The organism is Bhargavaea sp. CC-171006, assembly GCF_009761675.1.
GTDB classification, from domain to species: domain Bacteria; phylum Bacillota; class Bacilli; order Bacillales_A; family Planococcaceae; genus Bhargavaea; species Bhargavaea changchunensis.
This window is the reverse complement of sequence record NZ_QUZH01000016.1, coordinates 1-21,682: the sequence shown is the minus strand read 5'-3', so window position 1 is coordinate 21,682 and position 21,682 is coordinate 1. Positions and strand designations below refer to the sequence as shown.

18 protein-coding genes and 1 pseudogene are annotated in these 21,682 nt (G+C 55.2%); 5 read left to right on the top strand and 14 right to left on the bottom strand.

What is annotated here, in order from left to right:
* Nucleotides 1-245: 245 nt before the first annotated feature.
* On the bottom strand, nt 246-1,709 hold the full coding sequence (locus tag DZC51_RS08110; RefSeq protein WP_157294881.1) for a CoA-acylating methylmalonate-semialdehyde dehydrogenase: 1,464 nt from the start codon (nt 1,707-1,709) through the stop codon (nt 246-248).
* A gap of 147 nt (nt 1,710-1,856) precedes the next feature.
* Here DZC51_RS08110 and DZC51_RS08105 point away from each other — a divergent pair, with 147 nt between their 5' ends.
* Nucleotides 1,857-3,497 (top strand): PucR family transcriptional regulator, encoded by a 1,641-nt coding sequence (locus tag DZC51_RS08105; RefSeq protein ID WP_157294880.1) that lies wholly within the window; start codon nt 1,857-1,859, stop codon nt 3,495-3,497.
* An 82-nt stretch (nt 3,498-3,579) separates the two neighbouring features.
* Here DZC51_RS08105 and DZC51_RS08100 read toward each other — a convergent pair whose 3' ends face one another.
* The 6 genes from DZC51_RS08100 to DZC51_RS08075 are packed head-to-tail and all read right to left on the bottom strand — an operon-like array spanning nt 3,580 to nt 9,984.
* On the bottom strand, nt 3,580-4,836 hold the full coding sequence (locus DZC51_RS08100) for a Zn-dependent hydrolase (protein ID WP_157294879.1): 1,257 nt from the start codon (nt 4,834-4,836) through the stop codon (nt 3,580-3,582).
* A 29-nt stretch (nt 4,837-4,865) separates the two neighbouring features.
* The gene (locus DZC51_RS08095; protein ID WP_157294878.1) at nt 4,866-5,504 is read right to left on the bottom strand and encodes an FMN-binding negative transcriptional regulator; all 639 of its coding nucleotides are present in this window, start codon (nt 5,502-5,504) and stop codon (nt 4,866-4,868) included.
* Nucleotides 5,505-5,558: 54 nt separating this feature from the next.
* Nucleotides 5,559-6,611 (bottom strand): C45 family autoproteolytic acyltransferase/hydrolase, encoded by a 1,053-nt coding sequence (locus tag DZC51_RS08090; protein WP_157294877.1) that lies wholly within the window; start codon nt 6,609-6,611, stop codon nt 5,559-5,561.
* Complete coding sequence (locus DZC51_RS08085) at nt 6,608-8,227, bottom strand: amidohydrolase (protein WP_157294876.1); 1,620 nt, start codon at nt 8,225-8,227, stop codon at nt 6,608-6,610. Before DZC51_RS08085 ends, DZC51_RS08090 begins: the two co-directional genes overlap by 4 nt.
* Nucleotides 8,228-8,260: 33 nt before the next feature.
* Complete coding sequence (locus tag DZC51_RS08080) at nt 8,261-9,766, bottom strand: sodium:solute symporter family protein (protein WP_157294889.1); 1,506 nt, start codon at nt 9,764-9,766, stop codon at nt 8,261-8,263.
* Nucleotides 9,766-9,984 carry a hypothetical protein gene (locus DZC51_RS08075; protein ID WP_157294875.1) on the bottom strand — a complete coding sequence of 73 codons (219 nt, stop codon included), beginning with the start codon at nt 9,982-9,984 and terminating at the stop codon, nt 9,766-9,768. The genes DZC51_RS08080 and DZC51_RS08075 overlap by 1 nt, the downstream gene beginning before the upstream one ends.
* A gap of 510 nt (nt 9,985-10,494) precedes the next feature.
* Between DZC51_RS08075 and DZC51_RS08070 the strand changes: the two genes are divergently transcribed.
* Nucleotides 10,495-11,877 carry an amino acid permease gene (locus tag DZC51_RS08070; RefSeq protein ID WP_157294888.1) on the top strand — a complete coding sequence of 461 codons (1,383 nt, stop codon included), beginning with the start codon at nt 10,495-10,497 and terminating at the stop codon, nt 11,875-11,877.
* A gap of 204 nt (nt 11,878-12,081) precedes the next feature.
* On the opposite strand, the gene DZC51_RS08065 is transcribed toward DZC51_RS08070, so the two are convergent.
* From DZC51_RS08065 to DZC51_RS08040, 6 genes are read right to left on the bottom strand one after another with little or no spacing between them, the layout of a single operon-like run.
* A complete protein-coding gene (locus DZC51_RS08065) occupies nt 12,082-13,527 on the bottom strand; it encodes an aldehyde dehydrogenase family protein (protein ID WP_157294887.1) in 1,446 nt (481 codons plus the stop codon).
* Between the two features lie 22 nt (nt 13,528-13,549).
* Nucleotides 13,550-14,296 (bottom strand): SDR family NAD(P)-dependent oxidoreductase, encoded by a 747-nt coding sequence (locus tag DZC51_RS08060; protein WP_157294874.1) that lies wholly within the window; start codon nt 14,294-14,296, stop codon nt 13,550-13,552.
* A 3-nt stretch (nt 14,297-14,299) separates the two neighbouring features.
* A complete protein-coding gene (locus DZC51_RS08055; RefSeq protein WP_157294873.1) occupies nt 14,300-15,385 on the bottom strand; it encodes a tartrate dehydrogenase in 1,086 nt (361 codons plus the stop codon).
* Nucleotides 15,385-16,617 carry a M20 family metallopeptidase gene (locus DZC51_RS08050; protein ID WP_157294872.1) on the bottom strand — a complete coding sequence of 411 codons (1,233 nt, stop codon included), beginning with the start codon at nt 16,615-16,617 and terminating at the stop codon, nt 15,385-15,387. The genes DZC51_RS08055 and DZC51_RS08050 overlap by 1 nt, the downstream gene beginning before the upstream one ends.
* Entirely contained in the window at nt 16,614-18,089 is a 1,476-nt protein-coding gene (gene panF, locus DZC51_RS08045; protein WP_157294871.1) for a sodium/pantothenate symporter, read from the bottom strand. Before panF ends, DZC51_RS08050 begins: the two co-directional genes overlap by 4 nt.
* A complete protein-coding gene (locus DZC51_RS08040; protein WP_157294870.1) occupies nt 18,086-18,364 on the bottom strand; it encodes a YhdT family protein in 279 nt (92 codons plus the stop codon). The genes panF and DZC51_RS08040 overlap by 4 nt, the downstream gene beginning before the upstream one ends.
* Nucleotides 18,365-18,740: 376 nt before the next feature.
* Between DZC51_RS08040 and DZC51_RS08035 the strand changes: the two genes are divergently transcribed.
* On the top strand, nt 18,741-18,965 hold the full coding sequence (locus DZC51_RS08035) for a DUF2187 family protein (RefSeq protein WP_157294869.1): 225 nt from the start codon (nt 18,741-18,743) through the stop codon (nt 18,963-18,965).
* A gap of 59 nt (nt 18,966-19,024) precedes the next feature.
* On the opposite strand, the gene DZC51_RS08030 is transcribed toward DZC51_RS08035, so the two are convergent.
* Nucleotides 19,025-20,023: a YeiH family protein gene (locus DZC51_RS08030; protein ID WP_157294868.1), complete on the bottom strand. Its 999-nt coding sequence runs from the start codon at nt 20,021-20,023 to the stop codon at nt 19,025-19,027.
* 107 nt (nt 20,024-20,130) lie between these two features.
* Here DZC51_RS08030 and DZC51_RS08025 point away from each other — a divergent pair, with 107 nt between their 5' ends.
* Nucleotides 20,131-21,012 (top strand): LysR family transcriptional regulator, encoded by an 882-nt coding sequence (locus DZC51_RS08025; RefSeq protein ID WP_198304083.1) that lies wholly within the window; start codon nt 20,131-20,133, stop codon nt 21,010-21,012.
* A 212-nt stretch (nt 21,013-21,224) separates the two neighbouring features.
* Nucleotides 21,225-21,620, top strand: a pseudogene (locus DZC51_RS08020) (peptidase T); the annotation flags it as partial.
* Nucleotides 21,621-21,682: the final 62 nt, after the last annotated feature.

Below are 21,682 nucleotides of genomic sequence, written 5' to 3'. Positions count from 1 at the left end.
GCGGCTGCTTGTTGGTCTTTCGTTATGCCTGCTTGGTCTTTCGTGACCCTTGCTTGGACTTTCGTTGAGTCTGCTTGGTCTTTCGCAAGCCCCCGTTGGTCTTTCATTACCGACCTTATTGGCCTTTGTCCAGCTGCACGGGCCAAACCCTCGGGGTCATAAGCCGGCCTGCTTTGCGGGTCAGGACCCGCGCCGCATTCCGTCTTATGCCTGTCGGGTCTGAACAGGCCCGTTCCGTTTTTCTATCAGTGACGCTGGGTCAGCATTTTCTTGCGTGTATAGAACTCGATGCCGTCTTTGCCGTTGGCGTGGAGGTCGCCGTAGAAGGATTTCTTGTAGCCCGAGAACGGGAAGAAGGCCATCGGTGCCGGGACGCCGAGGTTGACGCCGAGCATGCCGGCATCGATATCGTCGCGGAATTCGCGGATTGCCGATGCGCTGTCGGTGTACAGGCAGGCGCCGTTTGCAAAGTCCGACGCGTTCGCGAACTCAATCGCTTCCGTGAGTGTTTCAACACGGACAACCGACAGGACCGGTGCGAAGATCTCATCCTTCCAGATCTTCATTTCCTGAGTCACTTCGTCAAAGATCGTCGGGCCGACGAAGTAGCCGCCTTCCGAGCGGGATTTGTCGTTGCGGCCGTCGCGTACGAGCTTCGCGCCTTCTTCCACGCCTGATTCGATGTAGCCGATCGTGCGGTCCTTGTGCGCCGCACGGATGACCGGACCGAGGAACACATCGTCTTCAAGCCCGTTCCCGATCGTGATGTCGTCAGCCGCTTTTTTCAGCCGGTCGACGAGCTCATCCGCCACATCACCGACCGCAACGACGACTGCCGCAGCCATGCAGCGCTCGCCGGCGGAGCCGAATGCGGCACCGGTGATGTTCTTGACTGCATTGTCGAGGTCTGCATCAGGCATGACGATCGAGTGGTTTTTCGCTCCTGCCAGCGCCTGGACGCGCTTGCCGTGTGCCGTGCCTGTCTTGTAGACATATTCCGCGACCGGCTGGGAGCCGACGAAGGAAATGGCCGGAACGTCCTTGTGCTCAAGCAGGCCGTTGACGACGTCATGTGCACCGTGGACGATGTTGAACACGCCGTCAGGCAGGCCCGCTTCTTTCAAGAGGTCCGCAAGCCGGTTTGCCAGAAGCGGCGTGCGCTCGGACGGCTTCAGGACGAATGTGTTCCCCGCGACGATCGCGAGCGGGAACATCCACGCCGGCACCATCATCGGGAAGTTGAACGGCGTGATGCCGCCGATGACGCCGATCGGATAGCGATACATGCCGGATTCCATGTTTTTCGAAATGTCAGGGAGCTGCTGGCCCATCATGAGGGACGGCGCACCTGCCGCGAACTCGACGCATTCGATGCCACGGAGAACTTCGCCGTGCGCTTCGGTGAAGCTTTTGCCGTTCTCGATCGTGACGAGGCGTGCAAGCTCATCCCAGTTCTCGACAAGCAGCTGCTGAAACTTGAACATGACACGCGCGCGCTGTGGCACCGGCGTCTTTTTCCAGGCTTTGAATGCTTCTTTCGCTACGGCTACCGCTTTGTCGAGGTCTTCCTTTGTGGAAATCGGGACTTCCGCGATGATTTCGCCTGTTGCCGGGTTTGGAACTTCCTCGTACTTTTCAGTGGTCGACTTGACCCATTGTCCACCGATATAGTTTGAAAGCGTTTGCGTTTTTACGGTTGCTGTTTCCATGGATAACTCCTCCTTATAGGTAAATCACCATATTGACGGGTCGAACTGTTCACTTCATAATCTACTGTACAAACTATCAGAATGTTTGTCATTTGACAATGTGTCAAATAGACAGGCTTTGAGATTTAACGAAAGGGAGGCCTGAATGTGAAAAACATCGAGCTGACTGTCCGGGATGTACTGGAACGGGATTCTTTCCAAAAAGCCAAACTGGCGGCGGGTGTATCCGGCCTTTCCCGGAAAATCCGGTGGTCGCATATCCTGGAAGTCCGCGAGTTTGAGTCGCTTATCAATGGCGGTGAACTGATTCTTACGACCGGCATCAGCATGGCACTTGGTCTCGAGGAGCAGCTTGCCTATATCCGGAAGCTGGATGAACTGGGGGCATCCGCACTATGCATCGAGCTTGCGGATTCTTCGAAAACAATGCCTCCAGAAGTACTGGAGCTGGCGGACAGCCTCGGGTTTCCGATCATCGTATTCGAAGAAGTGATCCGCTTTGTCGACATCACGCAGGATCTTCACACAGCGCTGATCAACAGGCATCATAAGATGATTTCCGAAATGGACCGCCTGTCCGGGCGCTTTATCGAACTTTCCCTAATGTCCAACGGCATCCTGAAAATACTCCAGGAGCTCCATGAATACTTTCGGCGGGAGGCCATCTTTATCTCCGACCGTCCTGCTCCTTATTTCTATCCGTCAGAAGCCAAGGAAAGCGAAGCCCTGCTTCGGGCCCGTCTCGACACTGAAGGCGGACTGGAGGATACCGGACGTTATGTGGCAATCGCGGACAGGCGCTTTGCGAGCGTTCCGGTGCGGGGCCCCGGACAAGTCTGGGGACGGCTCTTCCTCTGCATGGATGACCCCCTGCAGGATGACTTTTACTTTCTGATCCTGGACCGTGCAGGTCTCGCCATCTCACAAGTACTCCTCCGCAACCGGACAATCGAGGAGCGCAAGCAGAACATCGAGGACAAGGTCGTCCGGAACCTCATTGCCGGACAGCGCATGGATCCGGAAACCGTCCGGGCCGTGCTTCCGGCGCGCGGCAAAAATATGTACTACCGGGTGTTCAGCATCCTCATGCCCGAAATACCGCCATTCCCGTCACAGGACCTTCTCGAAGAAGAGCTTGTCCAGCGGGCGCTGCTCATCCGCAGCCTGTTTCAGCGGCATGGCTTCTTCCCCGCCATCACTTCCGCTGAAAACGAGATGGCCGTCATCGCCTTTTTCATCTCGGAAGAGCAGCAGAGCCGGCGGAACGACCGCTTCCTGCCGCTGATCCATGAATTCCGGAACATGTCCGCTCCGCAGTTTGAAGGAAGCTGCTTCGGTATCGGCAAAACCTATCAGAGCATCTCCGATGTCCGCCGGGCCTACCGGGAAAGCAAGGACGTCATCCGACTTCAGGAAGAGGGCATCACTAATTCGGAGTTCTATGAAGGACTCGGCATCCACCGGCTGCTGCTGTTGCTGAAGCGAAGCGGAGAACTTGAAACGTATGTCGACGATTACCTCGGAGCCCTCCTGGAACACGATGCCCGGCACGACAGCCGACTGTTCGAAACGCTCGTCGTCTATCTGGAATGCGGCGGCGTCAAGAAAGAAGCGGCGGAGCGCCTGTTCATCGTCCGCCAGACGCTCTATCACCGGATCGGCAAGCTCGAGGGCCTGCTCGGTACGGACTTCATGGAGCCCGGCAACCGGCTCGCTCTGGAAGTCGCGGTGCAGGCGTACCGGATGCTGGAGCAGACGGAAGCGGGAGAGAGGCTTCCGGTACATTGAGTGCCCTCGCCTTTTGTTTATCTGTGGCCAGTATGCAAATACCGGGGATGTCCTGTTGAGAAGGACGTCCCCGGTATTTCTGTTAGGCTCTGTTTTCTTCCAACACCTTCTTCTCTTGCGGCCTGGAATTCCGGTCCAGCTTTAACACCGTATTCAAGAGAACATCAGCCCCGTTTCCACACTCCTCAAAAGATGAATATTCATCTTCACGATGACTGTAGCCTTTGGCACTCGGAACAAAAATCATCGCTGTCGGAATATAACTGGCGATAAATTGCGCATCGTGTCCTGCTCCACTGTACATTTTGCGATTCTTGAAACCAAGCTCTCCAGTGGATTCCAAGACTGCATGGACAACATCCTCATTGAATTCAACAGTCTCCCTTCCCCACAACTTCCGGGAGGTCAGCGTGCACCGCTCCACCACTTTGGGGAGACGGTCAATGATGCTTTCCACTTGGCGGATGACTTCTATGCTCGTGTGGCGGGCCTCAATAGTAAACGTGACCTCATTCGGAATGACCGTGTGTATATTTGGATAGGCATTGATTCTCCCGATTGTGTAGACAAGATCCTCTGGCAGCTTCTTGAGCTCCTGCTGAAGTTCCACAATGATTTGCGCTGAAGCAAACATTGGATCTCTCCGCATCGGAATCGGTGTCGTACCGGCATGATTCGACTCGCCCTTAAGTGAAATCTCATAGCAGGCCATTCCCATAACCCCTTCAACTACGCCAATCTCATCGCCGAAATGCTCCAACACCGGACCTTGTTCAATATGCAGTTCTACAAATGCGGCTGCTTCCTTGAGACGGTTCCCGACTTCTCCCGCGTACCCGCTTTGCTCAAGTGCCTGACCGAATGTCAAGCCTTCGGTGTCTGAAGACTGAAGCATGTCTTCTTTTGTAAACTTCCCCGCCAGCACCCCGGAAGACATCATCGCCGGGTCGAACCGGGCACCTTCTTCATTAGTAAAGTTAATTACTGTGATCGGATGATTCGTCTCGATGTTTCGCTCTACGATTGTCCGGACCACTTCCAATCCGGCCACTACGCCCAGGGTTCCGTCGAACCGTCCCCCTTTTACGACGGAATCAAGATGTGATCCCATTGCAATCGGCGGCAAGTCTTCTTTTCCGGGCAGCGTTGCATATAGATTTCCCATATCATCCACCTTCACCGACAATCCGATTTCTTCACTGATTTCGATGAACTTCTCGCGTGCTGCAAGATCTTCTTCAGACAAGGAAAGTCTGGTCACTCCATTTTTCTCGGTTGCCCCGAATGAACTGAACTGTTCCAGCAAACTTTGCAGCCGCTGGCGATCGATCTTTTCCAATTGGCATCCCCCTAAGAGTGATTGAATGGCTATTTTGTAAGAGCAGGATCTACACGACCTGTTTTTAGATTTCTCTTCATCAATGATGCAATTTGCTGCTCATCTGAGTTCTGGCTTTTCTCAAGTTGATCTATAACCAGTTGTTGCCGATGGATAGGATGGTTCTGGCTTAACTTCGCTTTCCCTTCAATTTTGCTTATGTTGATTTTGAATCCCTGAACTCCTCTGATCATTCCACCGATGAAATCCGGATCCGCGTTGTCCAGCCTGTATGCACTATCAGGCCCCTCATATTTAAGAACGATATCATTCAGATGGTTCGTTAATTCACTCCCGTGTTCAACCAGTTCAATCTCCCCGAATACATGCACCGTCACGTAATTCCATGTCGGCACTGCCTGGCCGGTCTCATACCAGGAAGGCGAAATGTAACAATGGGGTCCTTGGAAGACGGCCAATACAGTTTGACCGGCAATGTCTTCCCATTGCGGGTTCTGGCGGGCGAAGTGACCATAAAGGGATGCATGATCTCCACCTAATATTAGCGGTAAGTGCGTGGCAAAGGGTGCTCCCTGATGCTGTGAAAACAGAGTGGCAAAACCATGTTGATTGATCAACTGAACATTCACTTCGTCATCCGTGATTTTAAACTTCGGAGGAATATACATGCCTGCCGGCTCCTTTCCGTTGATCCCCGCTCACACAAAAGGAAGAGCACCGGTTCAGAAAATGCTTGAACCGGCGCCTGCTTCACATGCCCTTCCTACCCGATAGTCAAACGTTCCGGCGGTGAGGTTCATCACGATGCTGAAAACAGTCTCCATCTGCATGTGCTCCGGACGCGATGGATTGATGTGTCTGCAAATGGAATCCGGATAGTGATCATGGTCGGACAGCACGCCAAACATTTGCTCGGCACTTACTGTTTCATCCAACCCTTTCATCAGCTCTTTGATTCGATTCAGCCGAGGTGCAGAATCCGGAATCGGAAAGTCAGAAACCGCCTGTTGCATTTGCTGATCGCAGATGTGATTCGTATGAACAACCACCCCGGCTACAGGGGGGATGGCTGCGGTATGGACAGGAGACACCTCTGTCCCTGCCATCTCACCGCTTTTGGAGGCGATGAGGAAATGCGCTGGAGAAGCCATCCGCCCATCACTTACGGCTTCAGATGCTTCCTCGAACGTATGGGAGTCCAGAACCGCGCGCAGCCCCAGGTGGATCGGCACTTTCGGCTGCCAGGTCCTTGTCATGAGTGCGTTCAGACAGACACCCACGCCGGCACTGTTGCAGCCGATTTTCCCAATAATGCCGCCTTCCGTGATCATTCGGACCGAGGGTTTCCCTTCCTGCGCGATTTCAATATCCAGAAGCGAATCTATCTGGCTGCTTTTCCAGTCCCAGTTTTGTCCGAGCCAGACATCGTCGCCCTTTCGGGAAGCAAATGATGTGCACCCATCCGGGGTAGCCGTAAGCGCAATTTCACTTCTTGCATTTAATGTGAGGATGTCCTCGAACCGGACACCGGCACCGTCCGCGACGCCTTGCATCTCTTCCAGATAATCGGGCTTGAATGCCGATATCGCGTCATGGTGCAGAAGTGCTTTCTCGCAGGCTTCTTGCCAGGACATCCCCGTGTATCCGCGGAAAAGCGCCTCATAGGTTGCCAGGCTATTTGCGATTTCTCCCTTCCCCTGTTCCCCGTGACCGCGGCCGATTTCATAAGGCGAGCCACTAAGTTGGATTTTCCGGACCGTCCGGGTACCATTCATGACCTGACCGCCTCTCCGCTCCGTTCGAAGACAGTCTCTCCTCCAATGATCGTCCGGTCGACCAGAATTTCAGGAATATCGTCAATTTCACCATTTAGAATCGAACGGTCCAAGATGGCGAGATCCGCTAATTTACCAGGTTCGATGGATCCGGTCCTGTCCTCACTGAATCCGGAGTAAGCAGCATTGATTGTGCAGCAGCGGATAGCGTCGAGCAGGCTGATCCGCTCCGCCTCGCCGACAACCTGGCCGGACGGCGTCTTTCTCGTCATCGCGCTGTGGATGCCCCTCATCGGGTTAAAGTCCGTGACCGGGCAGTCTGCTGTGAGCGTTGCCTGAACTCCGGCCTCTCGATAGCTGGCAAGCGGGTACATGTTCAGTGCACGTTCCCCGTAATTCTTTACATAGCCATCCCCGTATTCGTGGAAGAACGCTGGGTTCGGTGTCGGGACAGCGCCCAGCTCCTTCATACGTTGTACCTGGTCTTTTCTTGCAAGCCCGGCGTGTTCGATGCGATGACGCGCATCCTCGCGCGGATGGAGCAGGAGTGCCTTGTCGATGGTGTTCAGCAACTGATCGATTGCCGCATCGCCCTGCGCGTGGGCTGTGATCTGCCAACCCTTTTCGTGGGCAGGAATGAACAGCTCGTCAAGTTCTTCCTGTGTCATGTAGTGTATGCCGTAGTTTTCCGGATTACTCGTATACGGTTCCGTCGTCCAGACGGTCGGCCCGCTGCTTGAACCGTCAAGAAATACCTTGACCGGACCGTATCTGAACCGATCGTTTCCATCCCCGGTTCGGATATCTTTCTTGAGATAGTGCCGGACAACCTGATCCGGATTATTCAAAGCCCCGACCATCGCATACACACGCTGCGCAATGATTCCCTCTTCGGCATCCTCGCGTAACGCCTCGATATTATCAATGCCATATCCGGTTGCATCATGGACAGCTGTAATTCCTTTTTCCGCAAAATGCCGGGAAGCGACCTGGTGGGCTTCGCGGATCTCATCACGGGTATGGGCAGCACGCTGATACAGATTCATATGGGCATTTTCAATGAGGCGTCCGTCCGGCTCACCATCAGCATTCCGGCTGATGGTTCCGCCCTCTGGATCTGGCGTATCGCGGGTGATTTCTCCGATCTCAAGTCCCTTGCTGTTCACTGCAGAGATATGTCCGCAAGCCCGGACTACCATCACCGGGTGCAGATCGGTTACACCATCCAGCTCTTCCCGGTTCGGAAATCGTCCTTCCTCGATCGAATTCTCATTAAAGCCCCATGCACGGACCCATTGTCCCTCGGGAACAGATGCCGCTTGTTCCCTGAGCTTGTCCAGAAGATCCGGAATCGTCCGGATCTCCGGGTCCTTGCAGGAGACGGAAAGCACGTTTGCCCCATACATTGTCGTATGGATATGAGATTCAATGATTCCCGGCATGAGTGTGCGCCCCTCCAGGTCCGTGATCTTCGCTTCCCCGTCCTGCAGTTTCAGAACTTCTTCCGTTGTGCCGACGGCGAGAATTTTGCCGTCTTCTACAGCCACAGCTTCCGCAATGTCGTTCCGGTCATTGGCGGTGATCACTTCACCGTTGATAAACAGTTCCCTTGCCATAACGGCATTTCCCCTTCCATGAACAAATTCATATCAGATTGACGCTGGCTTGGTTGTCGTTTCCGGTACTTCCTCGTAAAGCTCATCCACCATATCCGGGAAGAATTCTTCGACCGTCTTCCTGGAGACCGGCTCGGTCAAGAGAGAGACAATGAAGAAGATCGGCAGGTTGACGAAGAGTCCCCAAATTCCGGCATGAATGCCTAATGGATGCGGGAACCAGACAGAGAAGACCAGTGTCACAACAAAGCCGGCTGCCAGACCCCAGAATGCGCCCTGCTTCGTTGCGCGCGGCCAGAAGAACATACCGACAAGCGCCGGGAATGCCTGACCGATGAATCCGTAGCCGATCAGCAGAATGTAGACGAGGCTGGCAGGCTGCATGATCGAGATTGGTGCAACGATCAGACCCATAATCGGGAAGATGAGCCAGCGCGTCATTATTCCTGCCTTCTCATCAGAAATTTTAAAGATCGGCTGGATGATATCCTTGCTGTAGCTAAGTGCAGTCCCGTGGATACATGGCTCACTCGAGGACATGGCTGCGGCCAATGTTCCCGCTCCCAGAAGTCCTGCGATGACGACAGGCATGCTGTCCATCGCCATTTGGATGGCGACGGTGTCCGCTTTGGCCAGCGAAGGGTACACGAAAATTCCTATAAAGCCCACCACCAGCATCGGAATGCACACGATGTAATAGGTCGGAAGCATCGTGGCTGCGGTACGGATCGACTTACGTGTATTGGCTCCCATCCACTGAATCCAGTGTGTCTGCCAGACCGACACCATGGAAATCAGAATGGATGTCGTCCAGAATGCAAAGCCCATGTCTCCTAGGTTTCCCGGCAGTGTCAGGAATTGCGGTGCCTCTTCGCGGACGCGCTCAAACACCGGACCGAACGAATATCCTCCCGTAAACTGCTTGACTGCCCACAGACCGAACGCCCACGAGACAACGAACATCAGCGCACCCTGAAACGCATTCGTGATTCCGATTGCGCGCAGACCGCTCTTGAACAGATAGATTGAAATGACGGCCAGTGACAAGATCACGCCCAGCCAGACCGGAATTTTGCCATGGCTCATGACATTCAGAATATAAGCCGATCCTGTGGTTTGAAGAACCGCATATGCAAGAACTCCAATTGAAGTGACGAAGGAAGCAAGCGCCCCCAAGGCAGGGCTCTCATAACGGTGCGTGATTGCTGCTCCTTGCGTAACGTGGTTGTATTTGACGCCGAGGTCCCAAACTTTTGGACCCAGATACCATGCGGTTATGCCCATAAACGTCAGATAAACGACAACGTACAGAACCGGTACCCCTTTCGAATACGCCCATCCCGGTGCCCCCATGAACGTATAGGCGCTGATGCCCCCCGCCCCCACCAGGAGGTACATAACGATCGGTCCAAGACTTCGGCCGGCGACTCCCCATTCTTCCACTTTGTTCATATTGCGTCCTTTGCCTGCACCAAAGCCCAGCCAGACCGCAATCACCATATAGGAAACAGTAATCATAAAAGGAACCCACTGTGCCATCAATCATTCACCCCCATCTTATTGAGTAGCATGAGAATTCCTGTGGTCAGGAAAATCAGGATGACTGACCAAGTCATGAGAATCGGCATACCGAATACGATCGTTTCATGGTTTAGCAACGGAATGACCGGCCAGCTCCCCAATAATACGATGGTCAGAATAGCAAATAGACCGATCCACCCCTTGTGCGTCTTAGGCGTTCTGAATGTTGCTTTCATGCATTTCCCCCCCTGCGATTTAGGTCCGTTGACAAGTGGCAATTAAATGACAACGCTTTCAAAAAGTTGAAGCGAGCCTGCGGGAACTCTCACTAACTATCTTAACGGGTGGAAAATTCTGATTCTTCTATGTTTGTGTATAACGAACTCTCCAACTCTCTGGACAGTCTGTCTAACATTCACGGATACCCTTACCAATTCAGGCAAATTCCATCTGATGAACGCCCGTGATCATATTGTGATTGCCGGGGCCGAAACGATGGCCACCCGTTAGGTGCCTCAGGCATCCGATGTGCTGCAAACCAAACTTTTTACATTCCGTCACCCATTCCGAACGAGCATTTAACGTCCTGTCTATTCCTTTAATCCTTCCAATTCACTATGATAAAGAGAGGTCAGTATCTTCAAACAACTCATGAAAGCGCTTCCTAAAAGTGCTTATAGCAGAAAGGGGATTTTACAATGACCTCACAGAATCAGACAGACCCGGGTACCTCCGGGCAACCGGGCATGAAGTCAGACCTGAAGACCCGCCACATCACAATGATCTCAATAGCCGGGGTAATCGGCGCAGGGCTCTTTATCGGGAGCGGCGCGGTCATCAACTCCGTCGGGCCGGGCGCCATTCTCTCTTATGCTTTCGCCGGACTGATCGTCATCCTGGTCATGAGGATGCTCGGCGAGATGGCCGCAGCTTACCCGACGAGCGGCTCGTTCTCGACCTATGCGAATGAGGCAATCGGCCCGTGGGCAGGATTTACGATTGGCTGGCTGTACTGGTTTTTCTGGGTTGTCGTCATCGCCATCGAGGCGCTTGCCGGGGCGGCCATCATCCAATATTGGATCCCGGACTTCCCGATCTGGCTGATGAGCCTGATCCTGACGGTGGCACTGACTGCTACAAACCTGTTTTCCGTCAAGGCGTTCGGTGAGTTCGAATACTGGTTCTCCCTAATCAAAGTCGTCGCGATTACGCTTTTCCTCGTACTTGGCGTTTCGGTCCTGTTCGGATGGTACCCGGGCATCGAGGCACCGGGCACGGTTAACCTGCTCGGCGAAGGCGGATTTATGCCGTCCGGCTTCGGGGCCATCATGCTTGGAATCACGGTCGTCATCTTCTCGTTCATGGGCACCGAGATCGTCGCGATCGCTGCCGGCGAGTCGGAAAACCCCGTCAAGTCGGTTCGTACAGCGACCAACAGTGTCGTCTGGCGGATCCTCATCTTCTATATCGGTTCGATTGCCATTGTCGTGACACTTCTTCCTTGGAACTCTGCGAACATCCTGGTCAGCCCGTTTGTTGCCGTGCTCGATCATATCGGCATCCCGGCTGCCGCACAGATTATGAACTTCGTCGTCCTGACCGCGGTGCTCAGCTGCCTGAACTCGGCACTCTACGCAAACTCCCGGATGCTGTTCGGAATGGCCAAAAAGGGAGATGCTCCAAAGTACTTCCTTAAGCTCAGCAAAAAAGGCGTCCCGGTGCGCGCGATCCTTTTCAGCACCGTATTCTCTTATGTCGCGTGCATCATGAACTTCATCTCGCCGGATAAGGTCTTCCTGTTCCTGATCAACTCGTCCGGAGCGGTCGCCCTTCTTGTCTACCTGATCATCAGTGTCTCGCAGCTGCGCATGCGGAAGCGGCTCGAACAGGAGCGCGGCCACCTGCCGGTCAAGATGTGGCTGTTCCCTTACCTGACATACGCGACGATCATCGCTGTCGCAGGCATCTACCTGGCGATGTTCTTTATCCCGTCGATGCAGATCCAGGTCATCCTGACCACCCTCGTCGCGCTGGGTGTTGTCGGCATCTACTTCGTGTTCTACCGGAAGAAGCAGGAAGCGACAGGGCTCGGACAGGCTCCGGCCCATGTGCAACGCTCACCGGAATAATTTCGAAGATAAGAAATTCCCTCTGCGGATTAACTCCGCAGGGGGAATTTTGGTTAAGGTGATCATCCTCCGTTGATTGGTATGGATTCGGCAGGAATGGGTCGGGACTCATCACCTATTTGGTGTGGACTCGGGCACCCCGAGGTAGGGATTCATGAAAGAAAAAAACAGCCGGAATCCAATCCGGCTGCTTCAATCTCTGGTTCAAATCCCGAACTTCACCGCAATATTCTTCACCTGCACATAGTTTCGCAGCGCGATAAAGCCTTTTTCGCGGCCGATGCCGCTTTTCTTGTATCCGCCAAACGGCATCTGGATGCCGCCGCCGGCTCCATAGTTGTTGATGAACACCTGTCCGGCCTTCACCCTCGAAGCGACGGTGTGGGCCACGTCGATGTCTTTTGTCCAGACACCGGCGACGAGTCCGTATTCCGTGTCATTGGCGAGCCGGATGGCGTCTTCTGCATCTTTGAACGTGAAGACGGACAGGACCGGGCCGAAGATTTCTTCCTGCGCGGCCGGGCAGTCATGGTCGAGTCCGTCAATGATGGTCGGGGCGATGTAGTGGCCGCCATCTCCGCCTTCCACCTTCACCGCATGGCCGCCCGAAATCAGCTTGCCCTGTGCCTTCGCTTCTTCGATCCGCTCCATGATGCGGTCGAACTGGCGCTTGTTCAGGATCGGTCCGATGTCCCTGTCGTCTTCTCCCCGACCGACTTCCAGTGCGTCAAAGCGGGCCTTCAGCTTGGCCAGGAACTCCTCTTTATAATCTTCCTGGACGAGCAGACGCGACCCCGCCGAGCAGGTCTGGCCGGCGTTCTGGATGATTGCCCGGACCACTCCTCCGAGCGCTTTTTCTTCATCCGCATCGGCGAAGACGATGTTCGGCGACTTGCCGCCGAGCTCGAGCGTGACCGGCACGACGTTTTCAGCGGCTGATTTCATGACCGAGATGCCGGTCGGGACGGAACCTGTGAATGTGATCTGGTTGATGCCCGGGTGTGCGGAAAGTGCTGCGCCCGCTCCCGCGCCGAGTCCCGTCACGTGGTTGTAGATGCCCTTCGGCAGCGGGCTGTCGGCGAACCATTCCGCCAGTGCATGGGCGGTCATCGGAGTATCCTCCGCGCTTTTCACGACGATGGCGTTCCCCGTCGCCAGTGCCGCCCCTACGCTCCGCGCGATGATCTGGAGCGGGTAGTTCCACGGGATGATATGTGCCGTCACGCCCATCGGCTCGAGCACCGTCGCATTCAGCAGGCCATCTTCGATCGGGATCGTGTCTCCCATTACCTTGTCGGCTGCGCCGCCGTAGAATTCAAAATACCTTGCAGCCGCTTCGGCGTCGGCGCGTGCCTGCGACATCGGCTTGCCGACGTCCCTGCATTCCAGCTCCGCCCACTCTTCGGCATGTTCCCGAATATGGCGTGCCAGGTCGATCAGCAGATTCCCTCGCTCATGCGGCTTCCACGTCTTCCATTCTGCGCTTTCGAATGCTTCCGATGCGGCACGGACCGCTGCGTCGACGTGCTCCTCCGTGCCGTTGACAATCTCCGCAATTCGCACCCCGTCCGACGGATTGACGACCGGGAGCCATTCATCCCCGTCTCCACCGATCCACTCCCCGCCGATCAGCATCCGGATTCGTTTCATCTCACTCATCCCCTTTTCTCCTTTAAAGACCCCTTCCGCCATCGATGCGCAGCGTTGTCCCTGTCACCATCGAGGCGTCATCCGACAGCAGGTAGACGACGCCGCCCGAAATGTCTTCCGGCTGGATGAGCCGGCCGAGCGGGACGCTTGAGGCGAAGATGCTTTCCCTTGTCTCCGATACGTCCGCATCCTTCGCGGTGAACTTGGCCAGCATCTGTGTGTCGGCCGGGCCCGGATGGATCGTGTTGACGCGCACGTTGTCTTCCGCCAGTTCAATGGCCAGCGCGCGGGTGAAGCTTTCGGCAGCCCCCTTGGAGGCGATGTACGATTGGAGGCCCGGCCGCGGGCGGACCGCGGAAACTGACGCGATCGTGATGATCGAGCCTGACTTCGCATCCTTCATGTAGCGGGCCGCCTCACGGGACGTGATGAACAGACTGGTCGCATTGACGTCCATCAGGCGGTGCCATTCTGAGACCGAAACGTCGGTGATCGGTGTCGCCGGCTGTGCGATGCCGGCCGCATTGACCAGGCCGTCGATGCGGCCGTTTTTTTCATGCATGTCCCGGAACACTCCGGCAATTGCTTCCTCATCGAGGATATCCGCCTCAAACGGCGTGAATCGGTCGTGATCCAGTTCCTCCATCGAAGCCTGCTTCAGGTCGATTCCTCCGACCTTTGCACCTTCTTCAAGCAGCTTCTTCACGATGGCGCGGCCCATTCCGCCGCCGGCGCCCGTCACGATGACCGTCTTCCCTTCGAGTCTCATCCGTCATCCCTCCGATTTCACGTTTTTCTTCTTTTTCATCGCCAGGAGGATGGCTTCCCCCATCTGGGCGGTCGTCGCATCCCCGCCGATGTCTTTTGTACGGACCGCGCCTTCTGTCAGCACTGCCTCAATCGCCTCCAGGATGCGTTTGGCTGCTTTATGCTCACCCAAATGCTCAAGCATCAGTGCTGCGGACCAGATTTGCGCGATCGGATTGGCAATGCCCTTTCCGGCGATGTCCGGTGCGGAGCCATGGACCGGTTCAAACATGGACGGATAGTCTTTTTCCGGATTGATGTTCCCGGACGGGGACAAGCCGAGACCGCCGACAATTCCCGAGCCCAAGTCTGACAAAATGTCGCCGAACAAGTTTGAAGCGAGCACCACTTCGAACGACTGCGGCCGCTGGACAAAATAGGCGGCGAGCGCGTCCACATAATATTGTTCGAACTCCAGCCCGCCGAATTCCTCAGCCATCACACGACTGACATGCTCGTCCCACAGCTTGTTCGCGTGGATGACGGCGTTGGACTTCGTGGCGCTTGTCACTTTCTTCAGGCCGTGCTTTTCGGCATAGCTGCCTGCCGCACGTGCAATCCGTTCGACGCCCGCACGGGTCATGATGGTGTTCTGGACGGCGATTTCGCCTTCCTGTCCCGCGTAGAGCCGACCGCCGCTGTCTGAGTATTCGCCTTCGGCATTCTCGCGGAAGATGACAAAGTCGATGTGATCTCCGTTGGCCAAAGGGGACGGGATGCCAGGAAGCGATTTGACCGGGCGGAAGTTGACGTACTGCCGGAACTGCTTCCGGATTGGCATGATCAGCTCCCAGATGGTCACTTCATCAGGCACCCGCGCATCCCCGATCGCCCCGAACAAAATGGCGTCAAACGATTTCAGCCTCTCCATACCGTCTTCCGGCATCATTCTTCCGTGCTTCAGATAGTACTCCGAATTCCATGAGAATTCCTTGCACTCCAGTCTGAAATTATCCTGACGTTCTGCTGCATTCAGCACCCGGAGCGCCTGCTCCATCACTTCCGGACCTATTCCGTCTCCCGCGATGACCGCGATTTGATAGGTGTTCATCATTCCGTCCCTTCCCGGTTCAGGAAGCGCAGTGCCGCTTCGCGGTAAATCGCGGTTGTCTCGGCAAGCTCTTCAATATCCACGTATTCGTCGATCTGATGCGGGATGTCCCGGTCACCTGCACCGATCGTGACGATCGGAACACCGTGCACATGGAGGAATGTTCCGTCTGTGGCACCCGGCACGCCGTTGTAGATTGGCTCTTTCCCCGTCACATGCTGCACCGCCCCGTAAATCGCCTGGACGACAGGCTCGTCCTTGGAAGTCGCGGTTGCCGGACGGTCATCGAGAATGGTCAGTTCGCAGTTAAAGTCAGGGTCTTCCGCCTTCAGCTTTTCGATAATGGCATCGATCTTACCCCGGAGCTCTTCGTGGTCCTGCGCCGGCACCGTGCGAATATCAAGTTTCATCCGGCAGTGATCCGGGATGACGTTGATCTGTGCATCGCCCTTGACCGGCGCCTGGAGGATGGTCGGCGTGATCGACGGCCATTTCAGGTATGGGTCCTCTCCAAGGCGTTCCTGCTCCGCTTTCTCCAGCTTTTCGAGCTCGACAATGAAACGGGCCATCCGCCAGTTCGGGTTGATTCCGCTCCAGGAAATCGCTCCGTGGGCCATCTTGCCGTACATGTCGACCTGGATACGCATCGCGCCTCGCTGGGCGATGCAGACGTTGTTTTCCTCCGGCTCGCAGATGATGGCGCCGTCCACGCCGTCCGCCCAGCCCTGCCGGATAAAGTGTTTGATGCCGATCATCATGCCTTCCTCATCACACGGGATGCAAAGGATGATCTTGCCCCTGAAGTCCTCCCCGTCCTGGAGAATCGAGTGTACGGCAGTAATCATGCAGGCCAGATTGCCCTTCGTATCATTCGTGCCCCTTCCGTACATGCGGCCGTCGATGATTTCCGCGCCGAACGGGTCGTAGGTCCATGCTTCCCGGTTCCCTTCCGTGACGACATCGGTATGCCCTTCGAATAAAAGCGTGGGGCCGGGTTTCCCCGAGTCGACGATCCCGATGACGTTCGGCCTTCCGGGGACGACTTCTTCGACGTGTGTTTCGATCGCATAGCCACGGAGCACATCCGCCACGTAGTTCGCGACCTTTTCTTCATTTCCGCCCGGGATTCCCTCGCCCCGGTAGACGCTTTCGATCCTGACGAGTTCCTGCGTCAGGCGGATGACCGCCTCACGGTCTCTCAGATAAGTTACGCTCTTCATTTCGGTCTTCATGCGATCTCCCCTTTTCTGATTCGCTCATAGTCATAGGCTTCCTGCTTCATGATCAGGCTGAAGATGATGAAGGCGACGAATGACAGAAGGACCGGCAGTGTGACGGTATGGACGCCGAACAGGTTTCCGTTCGCCTGGTTGTAAAAATGGATAGCGATATAACTGCCGATACCGACGATCATCGAGGCAATCGCCCCGTATTTGTTGGCGTACTTCCAGTAGAGCCCCAGAACGATCGGCCAGATAAACGCCGCTTCAAGCCCACCGAAAGCAAACAGGTTCAGGAAGATAAGCAGATCGGGCGGGTCGAGTGCCAGGATGTAAACGATGATCCCTAGGACCGCGGTCACGCCGAAGCTGGCCCTTTTGATCGTCTTGATGCTGGCATCCGGCTTGATGTAGTTCAGATAAACGTCTTTCACGACAGTGGAGGAAACAAGGATCAATAGCGAGTCGACCGTTGACATGATGGCAGCCATCGGCGCGGCAAGCACGATCCCTGCCAACCAGGCCGGCAGCACTTCCATCGAGATAAGCGGGATGACCTTATCTCCAACATCGATGCCGGGAAGGATCGGCCGTGCAAAAATTCCGATCAGGTGCATATTCAGCATGATCACTCCAGTGACAACCGTGCCGATGATCAGTGCGCGGTGCATCGACGTCGAGTTTTTATAGGACATCGAGCGGACCGCGATCTGAGGCAACCCGACCACTCCGACCCCCACGAGGATCCAGAACGAAGATACATAGGCTTTCCCGAGGTTTCCATCCGCGCCGAATGGCGTGACAAGATTTGGATTCTCCGAAACGAGATCATTGATGATGTTCGTCACCCCACCACCTGCGATGATGACTCCCGTAAGGAGGACCAGCGTTCCGACGACCATGACTGCACCCTGCACCGCATCGGTCACTGCGACAGCCCGGAATCCGCCGATTGTGACATAGACCAGTACTGAAACCGCAAAGATGAGAAGAGCTGTGTGATAGCTCAGGCCGGTCAAAGATTCGACGAGGCGCGCCCCGCCGATCCACTGTGCAGCCATTGCCGAGAACAGGAAAATGATAATTGCGCCCGCTGACAGGATGACGACAGGCGCACTGTTATAACGGGCCTTAAGAAAGTCGACAAGCGTCAGCGCGTCATACCGCCGGGCCATGATTGCGAATTTCTTTCCGAGAACCATCAGGACAAAATAGCCCGTGACGACCTGCGACATTGCCAGGAGCACCCAGCCGAAGCCCATCGTATAGGCTGTTCCCGGCCCGCCAAGAAAGCTTGATGCACTGCCGTAAGTTGCGACCATCGTCATCGCAAGGACGAATCCTCCCAGTTCACGGCCGCCCAGGAAATAATCTTTCAGAAAGTTCTCATCCGAAACCTGCGCCCCTTTGCGGCTGGACCAGACCCCGATAAAGAAAATGATGACGAGGAAAACAAGAAGAGGAATGATGACTTCCCAGTTCATTGCAGCTCCTCCTCTTCCTCAAACGGCACGTCCTTGAAGAAAACCTTTACGACAAATGCAACGAGTGCCGTGATTAGGATAAATCCGATCACGCAACTGTAAAAGAACCAGTCCGGCATGCCCAATATGTACGAATACTCCTCCACCGGCCTCGAACCCATCCCGTAGGCGAATCCGAACCACCAGGCAAAATTCAGAAGCGCGAGGCCGCAGCCGATCAGCGCCTCCCGGTTGGCAACTTTAAAACGCCAGTCTGTCTTGTCCCTGTTATCCATGCTTCTCCCCCTTTCCCAATCCCCGTTTCAACTCCCGGAATCGGAACTTTTATTCTACAAAACTTGCGGTCCATTGACATGGGACTTCACATCCAAAGCACCCACTCACCTATTAAATATTATAGAACATAATTTTCTGATTCGTCTGCCAACATGTTCATAAATACTTGTCTTCACTTGACAGTGTGTCCACGGTAGATTCAGCGGAAATTATTGTTTCAGATCAGGAAACTGCAAAAAAATACAAAGTATGCTATAATGAAACTTGGACAACCTGTCCGGAGGGCCGGCAATCTCGCCGTTCCCGTACAAACGCTTGGGACATGCCCGGGCTTTTTCTATTTTTTACGGAGAATTTTCAAAGGGGTGGATTAGGATGGCTTTTCCTGCCAAGCAGAAAGACCAGTCGCCGTTTGTTGCAGCACGGAAAGTGGGCGAGGTGATTTCTTTCGTCCGTAACGATCATGAGGTCATCGGGAAGATTGAAAAAATTCTCGAAAACTCGGTTATCGTTCAGATCACGAAAGATGACGCCGAGGCTATCGGCGTGCCGTCCGAACGCACCGTTGTTTCGCACAAGAATTATCACGTCTTTGAATAAGCTTACAGAAAAACAGCGCGCCGCTGTCCCATGTGGACAAGCGGCGCGCTGTTTTTGTATTAGCCGATAAGTGCAACGTATCCATAGACAACGCCCGCCAGCACAATGGAACCGATCAGGCATGCCGCGAACGGTCTGAAACCGGCTTTCCGGAACGCATTGAAGCTGACACCGAGGCCGATGCCCGCCATCGCCATCGCCAAGAGGAGGTAAGCAAGGTCTACAAGACGCGCCGCGACCGATTCAGGCACGATCCCTGTCGTGTAAATCGCACTTACGGCGAGGAAGCCGACGATGAACCAAGGAATCGGAAGCTCGCGAAATGTCAGGCGGCCTCCCTGTTTTCCTTCCTTCTGCACCTTCCGGGCGGCATAGATGCCGATGCCCGCCGCGACAAAGACGAGAAGGACGACCCGTGTCAGCTTGACGACGAGTGCATAGTCGAGCGCTTCAGCGCCCGCCGCGTCCCCGGCCGCGACGACGTTTGCAATTTCATGCAGCGAGCCGCCGGCAAACAGGCCATACTGCTTCTCGGTCAGGCCTATGATCGGGTGCAGGAGTGCGTACAGAAACGTGAACAGCGTTCCCACGATCGAGATGATCGCCACGCTTACCGCGGTCTCTTCCGGCTTAGACTTGACCTGTGAAGAAACCGCTCCGATCGCAGCCGCTCCGCAGATGCCCGTGCCGGCCGCCGTAAGGAACCCGATCCCCGGATCCGACTTCAGGAGTTTGGCCGCAGCCCAGACCGCCCCGATTCCGACGGCCACACTGATCGCCGCAAGCCCGAAGGCTGTCCAGCCGGCTTCCGCAAGGTCTCCGAGATTCAGCCGCATTCCGAGCAGGATGATCCCTGCCCGGAGCAGTTTTTTAGAGGCGAATTTAAGTCCGCTTCCCCATTCGTCCTTAACCGGGAGAAATGTATTCCAAAGCATGCCGAGCAGGATTGCAAACACGAGCGGCCCGATCAGCGAAATATAGGGGAGTCCTGCCGCCAGCTCTGCGATGACCGCGATGACTAACGTCAGGCCGATTCCCATCCAAAATCCTTTGTTCATCGATGTAGCCCCTTTCCTTATGACTATTATAGGCTTCGCCGAACAATCAGTGAAATGAAGCTTTATAATAAAATCAATCAGAAAAGCTAATGGAAGGGATGCTGAAAATGCTTCTTGAACAACTGAGAACTTTCACGGAAGTCGCGGAGAGACGGAACTTCACGAAGGCCGGAGAGGCACTGAACCTTGCCCAGCCAACGGTAAGCCTGCACATCCGGCAGCTGGAAGAAGAATTCGGCACGCCACTATTTATCCGGTCACGGAAGCAGTTCAGCATCACGCCTGCCGGACAGCTGCTTTACGAACGCGCCAGGCAACTGCTGATGCTTGCCGAAGAAACAAAGGAAGACATGATGCGGCAGAGCGGGGAACTCACCGGTACGCTGACTGTCGCGGCAAGCTATACGATCGGAGAGTACGTCCTCCCCCGTCTGCTGGAAGAGATGCTTGCCGCCCATCCGAAGCTGGAAGTGGTCATCTCCATCAGCAACACTGAGGAGGTCGAGGCCAAAGTCCGCGAGTTCCGATGCGATGTCGGCTGCATCGAAGGCACCGTCCGGCTTGACGGTCTCACCGCCGTACCGTTCATGGAAGATGAGCTGATTGTGGTCTGCGGAACCGGCCATCCGCTTGCCGGAAAGGCCGACGTCACCCCTGAAGACCTCCAACAGGCGCGCTGGATCACCCGCGAGGAAGGATCCGGTACGAGGGAGCATACCGACCACCTGCTCCGCTCCCTCGGCCATGTAAAACCCGGCCGCATGATCATCGGGTCGAACGGCGGTGTCATCCAGGCGGTCATTGCAGGACTCGGCATCGCTGCAGTCTCCGTCCATGCCGCAAAAGACGGAATCGAAACCGGCCGCCTCGTGCGGCTGGATGGCAAGCTTCCTCCGCAGAAAAGAACGTTTTCCGTGCTTCATGCCCCGGCGATGGCGGGCCATGCAACTGTCGCCGCGTTTCTGAAGGCGGTCGCCGGGAGGAAATAAGGCATCTCGGCAAAGTGTCCGACATCAGGTTCGGGATGGTGTTCTTTCCCGTTGTGGTGATGATATTTCCCGGTTTGTTCATGTTATTTCCCGACCTAAATCTGATAGCTCCCGCAACATGGTGATCTTTCGACCCGGGCTCCCCCTCCAAAGCGAGAAGTGCTAAAATGGTACTATTCGGAATTCATCTGACAACTAGGGGGAACGTGCTAATGAAAGAAAAGCTGATCGAGCGCCTCGTGCGCTATGCAAAGATCGATACACAGTCCAATGAGGCCAGCACCACGACACCTTCTACAGAAGGCCAATGGGACCTGCTTCGCCTGCTAGAGAAGGAAATGGCGGAGATCGGCCTGACCGACATCACGCTGGACGAAAACGGCTATCTGTTCGGTACGCTTCCTGCGAACACCGACAAGGAACTTCCGGTGATCGGATTCCTCGCGCATGTCGATACCGCCACTGATTACACGGGCAAAAACGTCAACCCGCAGCGCATCGACAACTACGACGGATCCGACATCAAACTGAACGAGAACACCGTCATGGCCAAATCCGTGTTCCCGCAGCTGGACAATTACAAAGGCCACACGCTGATTACAACAGATGATCGGATTCCTCGCGCATGTCGATACCGCCACTGATTACACGGGCAAAAACGTCAACCCGC